The organism is Kitasatospora sp. NPDC056273 (assembly GCF_042268845.1).
GTDB lineage: Bacteria > Actinomycetota > Actinomycetes > Streptomycetales > Streptomycetaceae > Kitasatospora.
Window position 1 is genome coordinate 48,640 of the sequence record NZ_JBHJSJ010000050.1, and the last position, 19,589, is coordinate 68,228.

10 protein-coding genes are annotated in these 19,589 nt (G+C 67.6%); 9 read left to right on the top strand and 1 reads right to left on the bottom strand.

Translation table 11 applies throughout. The annotated features are described in order from the left end of the window. The first annotated feature begins 146 nt into the window (after positions 1 to 146). The 7 genes from ACFCY1_RS32450 to ACFCY1_RS32480 all read left to right on the top strand — a co-directional run bounded on the left by ACFCY1_RS32450 (position 147) and on the right by ACFCY1_RS32480 (position 6,326). Positions 147 to 749: a hypothetical protein gene (locus tag ACFCY1_RS32450; RefSeq protein ID WP_375876889.1), complete on the top strand. Its 603-nt coding sequence runs from the start codon at positions 147 to 149 to the stop codon at positions 747 to 749. 134 nt (positions 750 to 883) lie between these two features. Continuing rightward, positions 884 to 1,303 (top strand): DUF2690 domain-containing protein, encoded by a 420-nt coding sequence (locus tag ACFCY1_RS32455; RefSeq protein ID WP_375876890.1) that lies wholly within the window; start codon positions 884 to 886, stop codon positions 1,301 to 1,303. 333 nt (positions 1,304 to 1,636) lie between these two features. Then, a complete protein-coding gene (locus ACFCY1_RS32460) occupies positions 1,637 to 2,065 on the top strand; it encodes a hypothetical protein (RefSeq protein ID WP_375876891.1) in 429 nt (142 codons plus the stop codon). 228 nt (positions 2,066 to 2,293) lie between these two features. Next, positions 2,294 to 3,376, top strand: a complete 1,083-nt coding sequence (locus tag ACFCY1_RS32465; protein WP_375876892.1) for an IS110 family transposase — start codon at positions 2,294 to 2,296, stop codon at positions 3,374 to 3,376. Between the two features lie 239 nt (positions 3,377 to 3,615). Then, entirely contained in the window at positions 3,616 to 4,947 is a 1,332-nt protein-coding gene (locus ACFCY1_RS32470; RefSeq protein WP_117486982.1) for an IS110 family transposase, read from the top strand. A gap of 161 nt (positions 4,948 to 5,108) precedes the next feature. Continuing rightward, a complete protein-coding gene (locus ACFCY1_RS32475; protein WP_375876893.1) occupies positions 5,109 to 6,029 on the top strand; it encodes a hypothetical protein in 921 nt (306 codons plus the stop codon). Between the two features lie 63 nt (positions 6,030 to 6,092). Continuing rightward, positions 6,093 to 6,326, top strand: coding sequence for a hypothetical protein (locus tag ACFCY1_RS32480; protein WP_375876894.1), 234 nt, complete (start codon positions 6,093 to 6,095; stop codon positions 6,324 to 6,326). A 193-nt stretch (positions 6,327 to 6,519) separates the two neighbouring features. Here the strand turns inward: ACFCY1_RS32480 and ACFCY1_RS32485 are convergent, their stop codons facing one another. Further along, entirely contained in the window at positions 6,520 to 10,572 is a 4,053-nt protein-coding gene (locus ACFCY1_RS32485) for a ricin-type beta-trefoil lectin domain protein (protein WP_375876895.1), read from the bottom strand. Positions 10,573 to 10,943: 371 nt separating this feature from the next. On the opposite strand from ACFCY1_RS32485, the gene ACFCY1_RS32490 reads away from it, so the two are divergent. Both ACFCY1_RS32490 and ACFCY1_RS32495 read left to right on the top strand, forming a co-directional pair. Further along, complete coding sequence (locus tag ACFCY1_RS32490; RefSeq protein ID WP_375876896.1) at positions 10,944 to 18,536, top strand: ricin-type beta-trefoil lectin domain protein; 7,593 nt, start codon at positions 10,944 to 10,946, stop codon at positions 18,534 to 18,536. Between the two features lie 78 nt (positions 18,537 to 18,614). After that, positions 18,615 to 19,382, top strand: a complete 768-nt coding sequence (locus ACFCY1_RS32495; RefSeq protein ID WP_375876897.1) for a hypothetical protein — start codon at positions 18,615 to 18,617, stop codon at positions 19,380 to 19,382. The last annotated feature ends 207 nt before the right edge of the window (positions 19,383 to 19,589 follow it).

Sequence of the window (19,589 nt, forward strand, 5' to 3'; positions counted from 1 at the left end):
CCGGAAGGCGACACCACCGCCCCTGACGCCGGCCCGACCGCGCCCCGCGGTACCGCCGCCCGCGTGGGCTGCGGTACACGTGCGGCGGAGATTCCGAGCCGGGCAACGTCCCTCACCCCTCTGTTTCGCACCGACAGGAGACAGCCATGCGATTGGCCAAGATCCGTGCCGCAACGGTCGCACTCACCCCGACGCTGAAGGCGAAGCGATTGTCCACGGCCACGGCGGCAGCGGTACTGCTGGTGCTTCCTGCAGCGGGAGCGGCCCATGCGGCGCCAGGCGAGAAGACCGCGCATTCCGGCCGCTACCACGTGGTCGGTGCGGTGCAGGAGATCTCCCCTGAGGCTGCCGAGGGGCTGCGCTCCGGCGCTGAGCAGCAGGGCCTGGCCTCGTCGTGGGTAACGCCGTGGGCGCATTGGACGCCGTACGCGGGCGGAGAGGTGAACGATGTGCGTATGCACGTGTTCAGCGGCTCCGACGGCCACGACCGAGCGTACGCGGAGGCCTACCTGAACTATGCCTGGGACGGGCTGTACCTGGACGTCTCGCAGACTGCGGGAAACGGGCACTGGCCGTGGCAGGCCCAGAACCTGAGTACCGTCGGCGGGCAGTCACATCGGGAGACTGCCAGCGTCTATGACGGGCCGGGCAACTGGGTGCGGGCGTGCGGCGCTTCATGGGGGGATGACAACGACCCGTGGGGCAACCCGAGGTGGGGCACCAACATCGCATGCACCGCCTGGAACTGACCGGCCAAGGAAGAGGCCGGCTCCACACCATCAGGAGGTCGCGTTCCGCACCGGCTCCAGGACCGTCGCGCCGACAGCGGACGGTACTGCCCGCCGGGCAACGCCGATCTTCTCTCCTCAGGAAGGAACGTCCCATGAAGCGCATGAACCGGTTGACCGGGATCCTGTTCGGTCTCGCCGCGGCCACCACGGCGTTGACCGGGTTCGCCGTCCCCGCCGCGTCCGCCGCCACGTCCCAGGTCACCGCCGGCTGCTACGCGTCCTCCTGCAGCGGACGGGACCCCATCCAGATGGGCTGCAACGCGGACGCCTACACCGTGGAATCGGTGAGTTCCGCCTACGGCACGATCGAACTCCGCTACAGCTCCTCGTGCAAGGCGAACTGGGCGAGGATCTCCGGTGCCTCGAACGGACAGCTGTTCTGGGTGGAGAACAGCTCCGACATCCAGTTCTGGAACGCGATCGGCTCCACCGGCTACGGCGACATGGTCGACGGATCGGGCAGCGCGCGCGCCTGCATCTCCGGCAACGGTCCCTGCACCGGCTGGCACTGAGACTCCTCTGCCCGGCCGGGGTCGGGAAGCCGCGCGGTTCGCGCTGGTCCCCCGTCCCCGGGCCGGCGGCTGACTCTCCGGCAGCACCCGCCGCGCTCGCGTTCGAGCGACGGCCACGGCGCTCGGCGCCCCGCACCCCCGGGCCATGGCCACGGCATGCGACATCGGAGAACCTCAGGACTCCGTGGCACGGCCGTTCTGCAGCGGCCCCGTTGCGAAGCGCTCCCCCAGGACAGGACCCAAAGGCCCAGCACCACCGAAACGGACATGGCATCGACACGCAGTCGGGCCGGGACCTTCCCGGCCCGGAATGCAGACACCAGGAGGAAGAACATGAAGACACGACGCATCCTCACGACCCTGCTGCTGGCGGGGACGGTGGCCACCGCGACGCTGGCGGTGACGCCCGCCGCGCAGGCCGCACCGAACAACGGGAACTGCCGCGGCGCCCGGGCCTTCTGCTTCTGGTACAACAGCAACCAGTCCGGCTCGGTGGCCGGCTGGGACCTGCTCACCGGCTTCAAGGGCTTCGAAGACCTCGCCTACGCCGGCGCGTTCCAGGGCCCCGGCAACGGACAGGGCGTCGCGGTGAAGAACAACGCGGCCTCCGCCACCTACCAGTTCCCCGGCAACTGCTACGGCTACGTCAGGGTGTACTACAACAGCGGCTGGAGCGGGCCCTCGGACGACGTTCCGGCCTGCGGCAACATCAACCTGGTGCGGACGAAGAACGAAAACGCCTCGTTCTACGTCTACGGCTGACAGTGATGATGTTCGTGGTGACGCCGTTGGTGGGTCTGACCCCTCGGCTGACTGACGTCTCGACTGTCCTGTTTGGGATTTGTCGGCTCATCGGTGGCGTCACCACGCACGCGGCCGGACGGGCGTCTGTGACCTTATAGGAGCCTGGCCAGAGGCCCCGTCACTGTCTTGTCCACCCGCCCGACCGGCGCGTGCCGCCCCCGGCTCGGACAAGCAGCAAGGACGGACATGACCAGCATGATGTACGACGGCCCGCAGATCACAGGCGGAGTCGACACCCACGGGCTGACCCACCACGCGGCGGTGATCGACCCGCTGGGCCGGCACCTGGCCGACCGGGAGTTCCCGGCCACCGTCCACGGCTACCGGGACCTGCTGGACTGGATACGCTCGCACGGCACCCTGGCCGCGGTCGGGGTGGAGGGCACTGGCGCCTACGGCGCCGAGCTCGCGCGCGTGCTGACCGCCGCCGGCGTCAGGGTCGTCGATGTGGACCGGCCGGACCGCAAGGTGCGCCGCCTGCGTGGGAAGTCCGACCCGATCGACGCCTACGCGGCCGCCACAGCGGTGTCCGGCCGCGCCGTCGGTGTCCCCAAGAGCCGCGACGGCGTGGTCGAGGCCGTTTGGGTGCTGCGATGTGCACGCCGCAGCGCGTTCAAGGCCCGCACCCAGGCGATGAACCAGATCCGCGGCCTGATCGTGTCCGCACCGGCCGTGTTGCGCGAGCAGGTCGCGGGTCTGGAGCGGGCTGCGCTGATCCATACGCTCGCCAGGCTGAGGCCCGGCACGGACCTGTCCGCGCCGCTGGCCGCGACCAAGGCCGCCCTGCGGCGACTGGCCCGCCGCCACCAGGCGCTCAACGACGAGATCACCGAGCTCGACGCCGAGATCGGCCCGCTGGCCAAGCAGGCCGCCCCGCAGCTCCTCGCCCTGTTCGGGATCGGCTCCGAGACCGCCGGCCAGCTCCTGGCCTCGGCCGGCGACAATCCCGAACGGATGCGCTCCGAGGTGGCGTTCGCGCACCTGGCCGGAGTCGCACCGATACCAGCCTCCTCCGGCCGCACCCACCGCCACCGCCTCAACCGCGGCGGCGACCGGGCCGCCAACAACGCCCTGCACACCATCGTGCTGGTCCGCATGCGCTACGACGAGCGCACCCGCGCCTACGTCGCCCGACGCACCAAAGAAGGCATGTCAAAGAAGGACATCACCCGGTGCCTCAAACGCTTCGTCGCACGCGAGGTCTACCGCGCACTGACCAACACACCAGCACAACACGTCACACAAACCGACCTCGCTCCTGCGGCTTGACGTCTATAGGAGTCAGCCGTTCACCTGCGGATGACGCCTTGCCCGCGTGAAAATCGGTGCGGGGGCCATCCGCTGACGCCGCATGATGTTTGGGCTTCGAGTCCGCATAGGAGTCTGGTGAGGGGGCCGCCCGAGGGACCACGCACTGTCGCCTTGAGCACGCCGTTCAGCTTCTCCGCCTCCCTCAGGCCCCCCGGGTGGCCCCCGCTCTGGAGCACGACAGCAAGGGAGGACAACCGGTGGAGGAGACGAGAGAAGAACAGGCCGACGGGGCGGTGGCGCGGGTCGCGGCGATCGACATCGCGAAGGCGTCCGGCGTGGTCTGCATGCGCCTGCCGCACGAGGACCGCGAGGGTCGGCGGGTGCAGCAGGTCTGGACGGTGGCCTCGACCACCAACGCGGTCCTGGAACTCGGCGACCGGCTGCTCTGCCAAGGCGTGCAGCGGGTGGTGATGGAGGCGACCGGCAACTACTGGAAGCCGTTCTTCTACCTCTTGGAGGCCCGCGGCCTGGAGTGCTGGCTGGTCAATGCTCGCGAGGTGAAGAACGTCCCAGGACGCCCGAAGACCGACAAGCTCGACGCGGTCTGGCTGGCCAAGCTCGCCGAACGCGGCATGGTCCGCGCCTCGTTCGTGCCGCCCAAGCCGGTTCGCCAACTGCGGGACCTCACCCGCACCCGCACCGCGTTCACCCAGGACCGCACCCGCCACAAGCACCGCGTCGAGAAGGCCCTCGAAGACGCCCAGATCAAGCTCTCCAGCGTGGTCTCCGACCTCTTCGGCGTCTCGGGCCGGGCGATGCTCGACGCCCTGGTCGCCGGCGAGCGCAACCCGCGCGCGCTCGCGGAGCTGGCCAGAGGCAGCCTGGTCAACAAGCGCGAACTCCTTGTCGAGGCACTGACCGGGCAGTTCGAGGAGCACCACAGTCGTCTCCTGCGGATCCTGCTGGAGACCGTCGACCACTTCACCCGCCAGATCAGCGAACTCGACCGGCACATCACCATGCTTCTCAACGAGCTGGCCGGCCCGGCCGCCGCTGCCGAACACGACGACGCGCCGACCACCGCTGTCGGACGCCCCGGGCCCGAACTGGTCGAGCGCCTCGACGCCGTCCCCGGAGTCGGAGCCACCACCGCGCACATCATCCTCGCCGAGATCGGCCTGGACATGAACCGCTTCCCCAGCCCGGAGCACCTGGTCTCCTGGGCCAAGCTCTGCCCCAGAACCATCCAGTCCGGGACGAAGAACACCACCGGCCCGGCCGGTCGCGGCAACCCCTGGCTCAAGGGCGCCCTCGGCGAAGCCGCCAACGCCGCTGCCCGCACGGACAGCTTCCTCGGCTCGCGCTACCGCCGGATCGTCAAACGCCGGGGCCACGCCAAGGCGCTGGTCGCCGTCGCCCGCTCGATCCTCGTCATAGCCTGGCACCTGATCAACGACCCCGACGCCCGCTACCAGGACCTCGGCGCGGACTGGCACCAACGCCACCTGAACAGCGCCCGCCGAACCCGCGACCTCGTCCGCCAGCTCCAAGCCCTCGGCCACCAGGTCACCCTCGCCCCCACTGCCTGACGGAACCCGCTCACGAGTTCGTCCGTTCCGCTCCGCGCAACGGACGCTGCCGCCTGCCCGGCTGAAGTTCGATTTTCCGTTCAGCATCCCAGCAGGACCTGGCCGGGCCGTCCGACTCCTCGGACGGCCCGGCCGACCGGAGACACGAGGCCCTCGACACCATGGACACACCACGGCTCACCGCCCCGCTCGCGGCCGTCACCACCTGCCTTCTGCTGCTCGCCTCCTGCTCCACGAACAGCGGGACCACCACCGGCACCGCACCGACCTCTACCAGGGGAACGCCACCCGGCCCGGCAGGCACCTCCGCCGACAGCACCAAGACCGCGCCCGACCCCGCCGACGACCCCACCGTCATCTCCCTGCCCCTGGACCCGTACTTCCTCCCACCCGCCGACAACGCCCGACTGCACACCGCCCTGGACCGACTGGTCGCCGACTGCCTGCGTAACGCCGGAGTCCGACCACCCGCCCCGGCCACCGCCCCGACCCCCGTGCTGGGCCGGTACGAACGGCGCTACGGACTCACCAGCGCCTCCGGGGCCCGCACCACCGGCTACCACCTGCCCGCCCACCCGGACCCGGCACAGGTACGGCTCTCCCCTGACCAGCTGAACGCGCTCACCGGCCCGCAGGGCTGCCAGGAATCCGCCGCGCGCCGGATCACCGGCACCACCAGCTACCCCGGAGACGCCTACCTGGTCCGGTCGGTCAACCAGGAGTCCTTCGAGCAATCGACGAAGAACCCGGAGGTCGTGGCCGCCGTCGCCGCGTGGTCCCGGTGCATGAAGCAGGCCGGCCACGACTACGCGACACCGCTGCAGACCGGCACCTGGCCCTCCGAACTACCCACCGACGAAGAGCGGACGACCGCCCTCACCGACGTCGCCTGCAAACAACAGACCCAGCTCGTCCGGATCTGGAACGAAGCCGAGACCGCCATCCAACGCACCCTGATCCAGCAGAACACCACCGCGTTCGACAACGTCCTGGCCGAACGCCGCCGCATACTCAGCGAAGCGGACACCGTCCTCGCCGAAGGTCCGGCGTCCGGGCCGAGCCACTCGGCCGCCTTCGAGTAGTCACCGGGCCAGGGAACCCCCAGGGCAGGGGCCACTGCGGGCCTGCGGCACGGCGCCCGGTCGGTGCCCCACCACGGCGATGACTACGACTGGAATGCCTGCGTCGACCTCCTCTTCCAGGGCACCGACATCCTGATGCTCTTCAGCGCGCACCTGGACGGGATCGAAGACCCCGACGACATGGCCAACCAGGCCATGGGCATCGGCGACATGCGCCCCGCTGCCTGGTTCACGCCTTCGACAACGTCCAAGCCCGCAACCCGGGGCGCGGCTTCCGCCGCTGACCCGGCGGTGTAGAGGTCGGTCTCGGGCGTCGCGAGGGACACGAGCAAGGCGTAGGAGACCGGTCGGCTGACCCGGTCGAATCTGTTGTTGCACTTCCATCAGCCGGGCAGACCGCAAGGGCTCTGCGGTCGGGGAGATCGGCGGCCCCAGAAAACGCGGGTGGGGCCCGCAATGCCGGATGCATCGCGGGCCCCAGGGTGGGGGGTCAGGTGTTGTTCGGGTACATGGTCCAACGCTGGTTGGCATGATCAGGGAGACACTCCCCGATGGCTAGGACTGTTCCGTTGGCGTCGATTGCGCCGGGGAGGGCGAGGCAGCGGTCGGCGGTCGGATTATAGATGCTGCCGTCGGCGCGCAGGGTCCAGACCTGACCGGTGGCCCCGACGCAGTCGGTGATCACGACCTGGGTACCGGAGCTGGTGGCGTTGTTCTTGGTGGCGACGCAGCGTCCGCTGGTGCGCAGGGTGCCGTCGGAGCCGAAGGTGAACTTCTGATTGGCGCCGGCCCAGCAGTCGTAGAAGCGAAGGTTGGTGCCGTTGCTCGCGCCAGAGTTGTCAAGGCAACGGTTGGGGTTGGCGGCGGAGTTGATGTTGTACGAGGCGGGCTTCGGCGTGTCCAGGACGCGGATGTCACCGAAGCGCGGCAGGCCAGCCTCGGGTGCGGTGCCCAGGTACTGGACGAGGCTGTGGTTGTTGTCGGTGATGATCAGGTCGGGGTACCCGTCACCGTTGATGTCACCGGGAGAGTCGACCACAGGGTACGTGGCCGAGCTGAAGCCTCCGACGAGGGCCGCGGTGGCGGTGGGCGCCTGCCAGTACTGGCTGCTGTTGTCGAGGCAGTCCGAGATGATCAGATGGGTGCCCGGCACGTTGCTCCCACTAGGGACGGTAAGGCAGCGGCCGGAGTTGGGGTTCTGCAGGGTGCCTGGGTAGGGACCAGGGACCCACTTCTGGGCGGCGCCGCTGTGGCAGCCGTACAGATTGACCGGCGCGCCGTTGTCGGTCAATCCATTGGTGATGTCGAGGCACTTGCCGAGCACGTGCAGGGTGCCGTCCGTGGCGTAGGTAAACACCTGTCCCGGGTTGGTGTTGCAGTCCACCAGCTGGGCATCGGTGACGTTGTCGGTACGACCGTCCTTGATGTCGGCGCACATGCTGCCGCCGGCGGCGTTCTTGAGGCCGGAGACCAGGTTCCGGCCAGCTGGCGCGTGCAAGGACTTGGCTGCGGGTCTGCCGTTGGTCAGCGGCATCGGAATGGTACTGATCGCACCGGTGACGCTGTCGCGCACCCACAACGTCGGCACACCGGCGATGACACCGGGCGACAGCAAGGTGAAGCCGCTCCATTCCTCATTATCGGCGCCGATCTCGATGCCTTCGGCGAACCGGCAGTTGGCCTGGGGGGTGCCAGTGTAGTAGCGCAGGTGGCCGCTCTCGATGGTAACCAGGTTCGGCTTGCCCTTGCTGTTGGGTGTCTCACTGAACGCGGTCATCTGGTCGAGGTGGTTCCAAGTGCCGTCGATGCCGAAAGTGCACAGACCGGTGCTGGTGGCGACCTGCGCGATACCGGCGCGGTTGGAGAAGTGCCCAGGGGCGCCGCCGCGGGCGGCGTCGTTGGTGTAGACGTAGAGGTGCTTGGTGGCCTTGTCGAAGGCGATCAGGTCGTCGACGCTGTTCTCGACGAGCGACCCGCGGTGGGCGATCAGATAGTTGTTCCAGCTGTCCTTCTCGGGGCTTCCTGCCATGGGCGAGGCGGTCCCGGGCAGCGCGGTGAAGTCGGCGTTACCGGGGAGCAGGGTCAGCGATCCGTCGGAGGCGGGCACCAGGTAGTCGGGCGTACTGTCCGCGGTCACGTCGCCGGCGACGACCTTGGTGGCCGGGTTCCACGGCGCGTAGAAGTCGTAGGTCGCGGCCTGGGGCTGGGTGTTGCCCGCGTTGTCCGTGGCCCGGACGTACAGGCGGTGGCTGCCCCACTGGTCGGGGTTGAGGTTGATCGGGATGTCCGCGTAGGCGTTGCCCTTGGCGTCCACGCCGGCGACGGGCTGGGACTTGTAGCCGGTCGGCGGGATGTTGTCGTCCAGGCTGTACTGGAACTCGCGCACGCCGCTGGCGACGCAGCTGTTGAGGGTGCAGCCGCCCGGGACCGGGTCGATGCTGCTGACACGGATGGTGGAAGTCTGGTCACCGGCGTGGCCACTGGGCTTGATGCCGCTGCCGATCGGCGGGAAGACGGTGGACGGCGCGATGTACGCGGGGTCAGGCGCGCTCAGATCGACGTTGAAGTGGCAGTGAAGGCTTTCCCCGCTGTTGAGCAGCCCGTCGGTGGCCCATGCGTTCCAGCCGTACTGGTGACCGTCGTGGACCGGGCCGCCGATGTTGGCTTCGCCCCAGCCTGCGCCGTTGATGGTCTGGCTGTCCACCCAGGAGTAGGTGGTGGGACTGCCGTTGGTATCCGCCACCATGTTGTCCCAGACGTGGAACTTAATCATGATGTTGGTACCCGGCATTACCGTGCGGCTCCAAGCGTGCAGGGTGATGTCGGCGGCGCCGTTGCCCAGCGGCGTGGTACTCCCGATCCAGCCGGGCTGGCCGCCACCGCAGGCATAGCCGTCGGGGTTCCGCGGCATGGGGCTGGTGTAGTTCGCATCGGGGGTGTTCGGCGGCAGGTCGTACGTAGCGATGACGTACGGGTTGGTGTTGAACCGCATGAAGTGGTCGATGCTGGTGGAGCGGCTCTCGTCACCGAAGAGGGCGACCGTCAGGGGTTGGCCGTCCTGGACGACCTGCCGGATCGCGCCGGTGACATCGAAGTCGACGTTGTGCCAGCCGCATGAGCCGTACGAGCTCTTGACCCACTTGGTCTCACCCTCCTGGCGCACGCCGGGCTGACTGTTCCATGTGATGCCGGTGTCGATGCCCCAGGTCCACTTGAGGGTGACCGGCGCGGTGGCGTTGCAGTCCCAGGCAGCGGCGTAGGTCTCGGCGAAGTAAGCCTGGGCGTGGTCGATGTACATCTGCGGGGTCAGGGCGCCGGTGCCGAACTCGTAGTACGAGCGTTCCATGCCGTAGCAGTTGGTCTTGTAGTGCTGGAAACCGGCGCCCTGGCCGTTGTCCTGGGCGATGTCGTAGGCGGGGGTGCCGGCGCAGCCTTCCATGACCTGGGCGAAGTGGCTGGTGCCCATGGTCGGGGCGGGCTGGAACGTCGGGTCGATGAACAGCGGCCAGACGGTCTCCTTGCCACCGAGCAGGTCCGCGTCCGGGGTCAGGGTGAGACTGCCCTCCTGGGCCTCGACGCCGATCGGCTTGATGTGGGCGCCGCGGCCGGGGCCCTCGGGTGAGGAATCGATTTGGCTGGCCTGCTGGGTGTCAGCGGCGTCCGGGGAGGTCCCAGCCTTTGCGTCCTTGGCGGAGGGAGCTGGGGGCGTCACCGGAGCCGACGACGCATCGGCCGTCTCCACCGGCGCGGTGGCGGCGGAGTCCCACATCAGTGGGGCCTGGGCCCGGAAGGCGGCTTTGCCATCCTTACCCGCGGCGGTCACATTTCCCTCAGCATCGGCGGAGACCGACAAGCCGCCCTTGGTGCCGGTGCCGAGCGTGATGGTCCTCAGGGCTGGATTGGCAGCCGCCTTAGCGTCCCTGACGACCAGCACCTCACGTACGGCACCCTGGTCCGTGACCGTGACGCGCAGGTCGACCCCGGGCATGACCTCGGTGTAGGTGGCCGCACTTCCGGAAATGGTGGGCTCGGGCAGGGTGGCCGGGAACGTCAGCGCGAAGCTGCGCCCGTCCTTGCCGGTGAGCGTGGCCAAGGGGCTTCGGCCACCGCCGGACAGAGCGACTCCGGACGGCGTGGCACCCGGCGAGTACGTCCCGTCCGCGTTGCGGACGAGCGTGGCGTCCACCGCCGTCCACCCACCGTTCGGCTTCTTCACACGGGCAGGCTGGAGGTGACTGGTGACGGTGAGCTTGCCGTTGGGTTCGGCGACCGTGAGAGACGTCTCGGTGGTCAACTCGTCTATTGTGACGGGCTTTCCGGACTTCTTTGCCGTCAGGCGGGCTGTCTGAACGTCTCCACCGGGCGTGAGCTCGGTAGCCTTCGGGACATCCGCCATCGACTGGCCGGGCGGCGCGGCGAGCGGCCGGTCGTCCGCGACCGCGATGCCCTGGGCGGTGATGAGGAGGCCGAGCGCGCATGCGGCGGCCAGGCATCTGGCCAGTCTCCGGCGGCGCAGATGAGAGGCGGGAAGGAATTCCCCCATAGCGTGTCAATCACTTTCAAGGCGGGATGAATCTCGCATGGACGGCCGTGCAATGTGCCGCACAGGCCTCCATGGAGAGCGGGCTTTGTCCAGTTCTAGCTTGGTATCCGACTAATCGTCGACTGACTGAGCATCAAATCGGCCACCACGCTGGCTCTGAACGCTATTGCTTCCGAAGGCTGGCTGACAATACGGTTCCTGCCGTCCTTCTGCGACCCGCGCCGACCATGAGTCAGTGCAGGTCGCAGGTCTATGACAGAGAAGGAAACGCAAGGATACGTATGCGACTTGAGAATAGATGGCTCACGGGTCGATCACGGGAAAGTGACAGGCGGCGATATCCCCTGGTCGTCGTCGCGCTAACTGCCGTCATGTCATTGGTGGTTCCACTCGCCGGAGCGGAGACGGCCTTCGTGGCGCAGGCGGCGGGGAAGGTCAAGGAACAGCTTCCGCAGCTGCCGCGGGTTGGCGGACACAACGCGGACGGTAAGCCGGACCGCAAGGAGTTTCCGCACCCGACTGGAGCTCGAGAGCTCAAGACGAGCAAGCCGAGCCCGACCAAATGGCCAAGCCGATCCACGGTCACCGTCGACTTGAAGTCCCGGCTCAGTGCCTCAGACAAGGGCACAAGCGAACCTGAGGTACAGGTCGGATCGACGCCGGTCGGGATTCGCGCGGCGGCCCCGGAGCAGGTCGGCCCCGATGCCAAGGCCGCAACCGGCAAGGACGCCGGGATCAGTGCCCTGTCATCGATCGAGGTGAAGGTCGCCGACCGGGAGCAGAGTGAGAAAGCATCTGTCGGCGGTCTCCTCGTTGGCCTGAAGCGGACCGACGGCGGCCACGATGCTGCTGCCCTTGACGTATCGCTCGACTATGGTGCCGTAGCCGATGCCTTCGGCGGTGGCTGGGCCTCCCGGCTCCACCTGGTTGCCATGCCCGCGTGTGCGCTGACCACTCCCGAGCTTGCCGAGTGCCGTACTCGCCAGCCGCTCGAATCCACCATCGACCCGGTGGCCAAGAAGATCACCGGCACCGTTGCCGTCCCCGGCGACGGTGCTGCGCCGCCGCCCAAGACGTCGGCGGGGGAGGCGCAAGCCGCGAAAACCGACTCGATCGCCTCCACTTCCGGCGGCGGAATGGCGATCGCCGCAGAAGCCGGCCCAAGCGGCTCCCAGGGTTCCTATGCCGCGACCAACATGTCGGCCTCCGGAGCGTGGTCGCAGACCGCCTCGGGTGGTTTCACCTACAGTTATCCGATCACCACCCCTCCTTCCCTGGCCGGCTCTGCGCCCGGGGTGGCGCTGTCGTACAACTCGCAAGCCGTTGACGGTGAGACCTCCGCACGGAACTCGCAGGCCTCGTGGATCGGTGACGGCTGGGCCTACAGCCCCGGCTTCATCGAACGCTCCTACAAGTCCTGCCAGAACGCCGGCATCGACAAGTCCGGCGACCAGTGCTGGGCAAGTTGGAACGCCACCATCTCGCTCGGATCTCACACCGGCGAACTAGTCCGCGACGACAACGGTATGTTCCACCTACAGAACGACGACGGCACCCGCATCGAGCGGCTGACCGGTGCCTCGAACGGCCTGTGGCAAGGCGAGTATTTCAAGGTCACGGTCCCGGACGGCACGGCCTACTACCTGGGCCTGGGCCACACGCCCGGCACCACCTCCGACGGCGCTACCAACAGCGCCTGGGGCGTGCCCGTCTACCACCCCAACGCGGGCGACCCCTGCTACAACGCCGCCAAGGGCAAGGAATCCCAGTGCGACCGGCAGCTCGGCTGGCGCTTCAACCTCGACTTCGTCGTGGACCCGCACGGCAACGTCCAGCGCTACGACTGGGCGGCCGAGGCGAACCGCTACGCACTGGGAGGCGGCCAAGCGGCCACCGGGGCGAGCGGCACCTTGACCGCCTACACGCGGGGCGGTTACCTCACCAGGGTCTCCTACGGTTACCAGCTCGCCGACGCGCTCGCCGGGCGTGAGCCTTCGGCCCGGGTCGTCTTCGACACTGCCGAGCGATGCGTGACTTCCCCGGACGTATGCAAGCCGGAGAACCTCAACGCCTCCACTGCCTTGAACTGGAAGGACGTCCCGTACGACCTGGCCTGCCAAGATGGTTGGACGACCAGCGGCACCGGCTCCAACATCTGTCGGCCCACCTCGCCGACGTTCTGGTCCACCAAGCGCCTCACCGCGATCCGCACCGAGTTGCGCACGCAGAGCGGCTGGCAGCCTGTGGACAAGTACGAGCTGGCGCAGGTCTTCTCGGAGGCCGGAGGGATCATGGACCCGGTCACCGGCAAGACGCCCGACAAGCAGAACGTCGGTGGTCTCCAGTCGGTGATGTGGCTGTCCAAGGTCCAGCACACTGCGCAGGACACCTCTGCCGGCGGCGCCGAGATCAGGCTCGACCCGGTCACCTTCGCAGGCGCCGAACTCGACAACCGGGTCAACGGCTCCAGCACCGGCGCCCCGCCGCTGTACCGGCCTCGCATCATCGGGGTCAATACCGAGTCCGGCACCTCGATCGCGGTCACCTACCGCGACCCGGAGTGCGACCGAGCCAAGAACAGGATTCCGGCCTCGGCGGACAACAACCAGATGGCCTGCTACCCGGTCTACTGGACCCCGGCCGGGTACGCCGCACCGATGGCCGACTGGTTCAACAAGAGCCTGGTCTCAAAGGTCACCGTCTCGGACACCACCAAGGCAAACTCACCGCCTCGGGTGACGAGCTACGACTACCAGGGAGCGGCCTGGCACCGCGACGACTCCGATCTGACCGACGACCAGTACCGCACATGGAACGACTTCCGCGGCTTCCGCACGATCACTACCACCACGGGTTCGTCTCCGGACCCGGTCAGCAGGATCACCACCTCCTACCTTCAGGGCATGGACGGCGACTACCTCGCTGACCGGACGACCCGCAGGATGAGCAAGCCGAAGAACTCCCTGGGCGAGGAGACCGTCGACAGCAACTGGTTGGCCGGAACCGTGCAGGAGATCGCCACCTACACGGAGGTTGGCGGTACCGTCCTCAGCAAGCAGCTCACTGATGCCCCCACGGTCCGCACCATGGTGAGCCGCCCCCGGATCGCCTGGAGCGCGAAGAAGGGCTCAACCCTCGCGACCCTGCCCGCGCTTGAGTCCCGCCGGGTCCAGTCGGCAGCCGGTCGCTCCAGCGCGCTGCTGTCCGACGGGGTCACCTGGCGTACCGGGCGGACCGTCACCACCTTCGACGACCTCGGTCGACTCGACACGGTCGACACTCAGCCCGACGTCACTACGGATTCCGGCCGTACTTGCGCCAAGACGGGTTACGCGTCACCGCCGGCGAGCAATCCGATGATGCTCTCCTATACCAGCGGTACGCGCACCGTCGCCGGTTCCTGTGCCACCCGTCCCTCCGCCGAGACGACGATCAGCGACAGCCTCCTTATCTACGACGGCACCGCGGACCCGAACAGCCCCGGCGCGGTCGGCGTCCTCGGCCAGAACGGCAACACCGTTGGCTACTTGACCGCCACCCAGTCGATCAAGGGTTACGACGCCCAGGGCAACGCCACCTACAAGACCGTCGTGGCCCAGGCCTACGACGCCTACGGCCGGGTCGTCCGCAGTGTGGACACCGAGGGTGCCGTCAAGACAACCGCATACCAGCCGGCCTCAGGAACACTGCCGACCGAGATCGTCGCCACGAACCCGTTGGGCTGGGCCGCGAAGAGTACAGTGTCGCCAGCCCGCGGTGGCGTCATCCGGTCCATCGACTCGAACGGTCGGGTCACGGACTCGACCTTCGACTCGCTCGGGCGGCGTACCGCCGTCTGGCTGCCCGGCAACAGCAAGGACGCCGGAAAGAAGGCGGACAAAACCTTCGGTTACGAGATACACGGCGTGGACACAGCCCCCGGCAGCCGTGCCAATCCGCCGAGCGTCACCACGATGACGCAGCTGGACAACGGCACCTACCGGGCCGACATCACCATCTACGACGCGTTCCTGGAGCCCCGCCAGACCCAGGCCACACCGGCCAACGGTTCGGACGGCCGCATCGTCGGTTCGACCCGGTACGACTCCCATGGCAAGGTCAGCAAGACCACCGCCCTCTGGTCGGATCCCACCACCGACCCCGGAACAACGCTCTTCGAGGAGGACGACAACACCGTCCCCTCCCAGACCAGGACCGTCTACGACGGCAGCGGTCGGGTCGTCGCCGCCAAGCTCTACGCCAAGGCCACCCAGCTCTGGCAGACCACCACCTCCTACCCTGGGACCGAGCGGACCGACACCACCCCGCCCAACGGCGGCATCCCGAGCACCGTCTTCACTGACGCGCTCGGCCGCACCGCCGCCACCGTTCTCCACGCGGGCACCGGCATCGGTGACGTCACCACCCGGTCCGCCTACGACCCCCGCGGGAAGCTCGCTTCCGTGGCCGACAACGCTGGCAACACCTGGTCCTACACCTACGATGTCCAGGGCAACCGTGTCTCCCAGACCGACCCCGACGCCGGCACTTCCAGCACCAAATACGATGACCTCGGCCGCGTCACCACTGCGACCGACGGACGCGGGAAGCAACTCTCCTTCACCTACGACCTGCTCGGTCGGCTGACGGGCCGCTACGAAGGCCCCGACACCAGCGACCGGTCCAAGCTTCTTGCCTCCTTCACCTTCGACACGTTCGCCAACGGCTACCCGACCTCCTCCACCCGCTATGTCGGCGGCGCCGACGGCAGCAAGTACGTGCAGAAGGTCAACGGCTACAACACCCGCTACCAGCCCACATCGACTACGACCACGATCCCGGCCGCCGAGGGCAAACTGGCCGGCGACTACACCCAGAACGCCTACTACACCGACAACCTCGGCTTGCTCGCCGGCAACGGCTTCGATGCAGACCGTGGCCTGCCAGCGGAGAGGTTGGGCTTCACCCGTGACCTGATGGGCGAGGTCATCGGTTCCGGCACTGAGAACACCAAACTGCTCAACTTGGCCGACTACAACCCGCTCGGCCAGCTCTTGCTGTCGCAGTACGGAACGCGCGGGGAGCTGGTGCGTACGGCCCGTACGTACGACGACACCACGGGCCGGCTTACCAGCAGCAGCGTCAAACTCCAACAAGCCGACGCCAATCCGATCTCCTTCACGAGGTACGGCTACGACGAGGTCGGCAATCTCACCAGCGCGTCCGAGCTGCAGTCCTCCGGGGGCACGGACCAGACCTATGACACTCAGTGCTTCCGCTACGACGGACTGAACCGTCTGGCGGAGGCCTGGACCGACACCCAGGGCGTCAGCGCGCCGGGGGCCGGTCAAGTCTCCCACTGCAACAACAGCAACCCGAGTTGGGTGACCCTCGGAGGGCCGGCCCCGTACTGGCAGAGCTACCAGTACAACCTGCTCGGCGACCGCACCCAGACAGTCCGGCACGACGTCGGTGGCGACACCTACCGCGACGTGACCCAGACCAGCGTCTACCCGGGCAACGGCACTGTCCAGGCCGCGAGGCCGAACGCGACCACCAGCGCCACCTCCCGAACAGGCCAGCCCACCACAACGGTCGCGTCGGCCATGCCCGGCGCCGGTGGCGTGCAGCTGTGCCTGGACGTCCGCAACGGCCTGACTGCCGACGGCACCGCCATCGAGACAACCAACTGCAACGGAACTCCGGCCCAGCGCTGGACCCGGCCCGGCGACGGCACTGTGCGGGCGCTCGGCAAGTGCATGCGGTCCGCCGCCGGCCTCGTCGGCTGGGGCATCGAGCTCGCCACTTGCGACGGCAGTGAGAACCAGAAGTGGCAGGACGGAGCAGACGGCGCCCTCGTACACAGCGCCTCCTCGCTCTGCCTGGACATCCCCGGGAGTAACGGCAACCTTGGCGTCCAGCTGGCGCTCTACTACTGCAACGGCACCAACGCGGCCAACCAGCACTGGACCTCCAGCGCCAACGCGCCAAGCGGCCCGTCCTACACCAGCACCCTGACCCCGCAGTACGACGCACAGGGAAACACCACCAGCCGCACCACGACCGCCACCACCACCCTTCCGTCCGCCGTCGCGACCGGTACCACCCCGCTGTGCCTCGACGCCGTCGGCGGCCGCAGTGACAACGGTACGGCGGTGCAGACCTGGGCCTGCCACGACGGGGCATCCCAGCAGTGGACCGTCGGACAGGACGGCACAGTACGCGTATTGGGCGCATGCCTGCGTCCGGTCGGGGGCAACACCGTCTCCGGCTCCCAGCTCGAACTGTGGGCGTGCGACAGTGCCGACGCCAGCCAGCAGTGGCGTATCGGCACCGACGGCGCGCTGCTCACCGCGGCGTCCGGCCTGTGCGTGGACATCCCGTGGGCCAGCAGCAATCCCGGTACACGGGTGATGATCTATACCTGCAACCAGGGCCCCAACCAGAAGTGGGGCCCCGCAGGCATCCAGCCCACCACTGGTGCGACGCAGACCTTCACCTACAATGCCGAGGGCCTCACCGAGACCGTCACCAACCCGAGCGGGGCGGGCACCAGCACCTCGCAGTACCTATACGACGCCAACGGGGAACTGCTCGTCCAGCGCGGCCCCGAGGGCACCTTCGTCTACCTGTTCGGCGGTGCCGAACAGCTCACTCTGTCACCGGATCGCACCACCGTCACCGGCAAGCGCTACTACGCCAACCCCGACGGTACTGTCGCCGTCCGCTCCGGCAGCGCGAGCCTCACCTACGAACTGACCAACCCCCAGAAGACTTCGACCCTGCAGATCGACTCCGCCACCAGGAGCATCACTCGGCGGGCCTTCGATCCCTACGGCAACCCCCGCGGGGCCGTTCCCACCTCGTGGGCCGACAATCGCGGCTACCTCGGCAAGCCTGTCGACAGCGGCAGCGGGCTGAACCTGTTGGGCGCCCGCAACTACGACCCGTCCCTGGGGCGCTTCCTCGCTGTCGACCCCGTGTTCCAGGCCGGCGACCCCAACCAGATGGGCGGCTACGCATACGCCGCGAACAGCCCGGCCACCAAGAGCGACCCGAGCGGCCTGATGGCCGATCCCGTCTTTAGGGGATTCGACTTCGAGGACTTGCCGCCGATACCGCTGGATCACTACTGCGACGGCTGCACGTGGAGCATGTACGTCGGAAAGCCGTTCGATGACGTTACGAGCAACGGTCAGCGGACCATCTACGACCGCAACGGCATCCCACACATCGTCGCCAAGGACGGCGACACCCCCAATACGCAAATAGCACTAAAGAAGCTGAATCAGGACCTAGTCAATGCAGGCGAAGGCAAGAGCGACTGTCTCGGAAACGGCATGGAGTACCTCTTCCAGGACGACATCAAGACCCGCGAACTGGTTGAACGGCATGAATATTCGGACGATCCGGGCGATCCCGGTGCACGGACCAGGGTTGCTGGAACCACGGCTGACATACTCAAGGTCACCTGGAAAGACGGAAAGATCGTCGATGTGGAGACCTGGGATTCCACGGGAAGCACACAGGACAATTTGGACAACATCAAGGGGACGATCAACAACAAGTTGCTGGGGAGCACAAAGAAAGCGGGCGGGCAGACCGACAACGTGGTCTTCGTTGCCAAGGACGAAGCACAGGCCAAGATGGTAGCCGAGGCCTACAAAGAGAATCCGAATGTCAGAGTGATCGGCTTCGATTTCGAATATGACTCATCCCCGACACTATCCTTTGCACAGCGGCAGGCCGCAGCGAAGGCGAAAGGTGGGACGCTGCGCAAGAGCGACGACCCGCAACTCACCCGCAACAAGGGCACTGTGCTGGATCCTGAGACAAACGCCAGGACATCGCGCGGCGGTGGAATCGGTGGCAAGATTCTCAATGGAGCCGGCATCCTCGGCGATGTGTCCATCCTCATCTCAGGGGTCAAGGACTACTTCGAGGTTTGCTGGGAGTGTCCGATGCCTGAAGGTCCGATGACCTGATCCGCGCTCAGGCCGCTGCCCGCCTCGTCGACGGCGGGCAGCGGCCACCTCAATGCCGCTTCCGTACAAGGAGAAAGTATGCCCAGAGACATCGCCACGGTCTGCCTGGAGGCGACCCCTGCCGAGAATGTCATGGCCGCTCTCACTGCCTCCCTCGCCCCCTTCGCGCACGAGGCCCAGCCGGTCGACAACCGCTGGCAAGGGGAATGGGACTGGTGGCATGTCTACGGAGGCGACGGCGAGCATGGCCTTGCCGTCCGTCTGGGCCATGAGAACGACCCGCGACTGATCCGTCATCCCACCTGGCTGGACGGCTCCCCACGCCCGGCACAGCCCGCACACCGTTGCGACGGCGGGCCCCGAGGCCTCCTCGACCTCGACACCGAGCGCACAGCCGCAGCCGTCGCAGCTGCCACCGAGTGGGATGCCTGGTTCACCTTCGCTGCCCGGTTCCCACCGGCCCACTCCCTCCGGACAATCACCGAGCGCAGCCCGTCCGGGTCCTCCGCTGCCGGCTCGGCCTACCAGGCGTTCAGGAAACAGCCGCTCATCCAGGCCATTGCCGCCTGGCAGCAGTCCGACCCGTACGCGCCCACCTGGACGAAACACTCAGACCCCATCGGGCACTTCGACGTGAGCCGTGAACAGTACATGCATCGAGCCGCGATACGGGTCCAGACCACGAATATCCTGGTCACCATCGACGGCCGGTGGATCGACCGCTTCGAGTACACCCCCACGCCGCAGCAACCGGTCGCGGCCAACGCGTACTTCGACTTCGCGGACCAGTACCTCCACAACCTGCCGGAGGACGCCATCATCGTCCGTGTCCGATTCCATTCGTGACTTCTGGCCATCAGCGCGGACTTGCCTCGTTCAAAGCCATCGGCCGGGCCCGTCCGCCTGGCCCAAACGGTCGCCGCGCTGGCCAGGCTAAAGCTTGTTGCAGAAGGTCGGGTGTGGGCAGGTCGGTGTGTGGTCTGGCCTGCTGGTTCACGGGGTTCGGGCGAGGTTGTGCATGTGGGCGGCGGCCTGCACCGCGTGGTGCAGGCC

Coding starts and splice junctions, on each gene's coding strand:
- ACFCY1_RS32455 (WP_375876890.1), top strand. CDS start 884: ATGAAGCGCATGAACCGGTTGACCGGGATCCTGTTCGGTCTCGCCGCG.
- ACFCY1_RS32495 (WP_375876897.1), top strand. CDS start 18,615: ATGCCCAGAGACATCGCCACGGTCTGCCTGGAGGCGACCCCTGCCGAG.
- ACFCY1_RS32490 (WP_375876896.1), top strand. CDS start 10,944: ATGTCATTGGTGGTTCCACTCGCCGGAGCGGAGACGGCCTTCGTGGCG.
- ACFCY1_RS32475 (WP_375876893.1), top strand. CDS start 5,109: ATGGACACACCACGGCTCACCGCCCCGCTCGCGGCCGTCACCACCTGC.
- ACFCY1_RS32450 (WP_375876889.1), top strand. CDS start 147: ATGCGATTGGCCAAGATCCGTGCCGCAACGGTCGCACTCACCCCGACG.
- ACFCY1_RS32460 (WP_375876891.1), top strand. CDS start 1,637: ATGAAGACACGACGCATCCTCACGACCCTGCTGCTGGCGGGGACGGTG.
- ACFCY1_RS32485 (WP_375876895.1), bottom strand. CDS start 10,572: ATGGGGGAATTCCTTCCCGCCTCTCATCTGCGCCGCCGGAGACTGGCC.
- ACFCY1_RS32465 (WP_375876892.1), top strand. CDS start 2,294: ATGACCAGCATGATGTACGACGGCCCGCAGATCACAGGCGGAGTCGAC.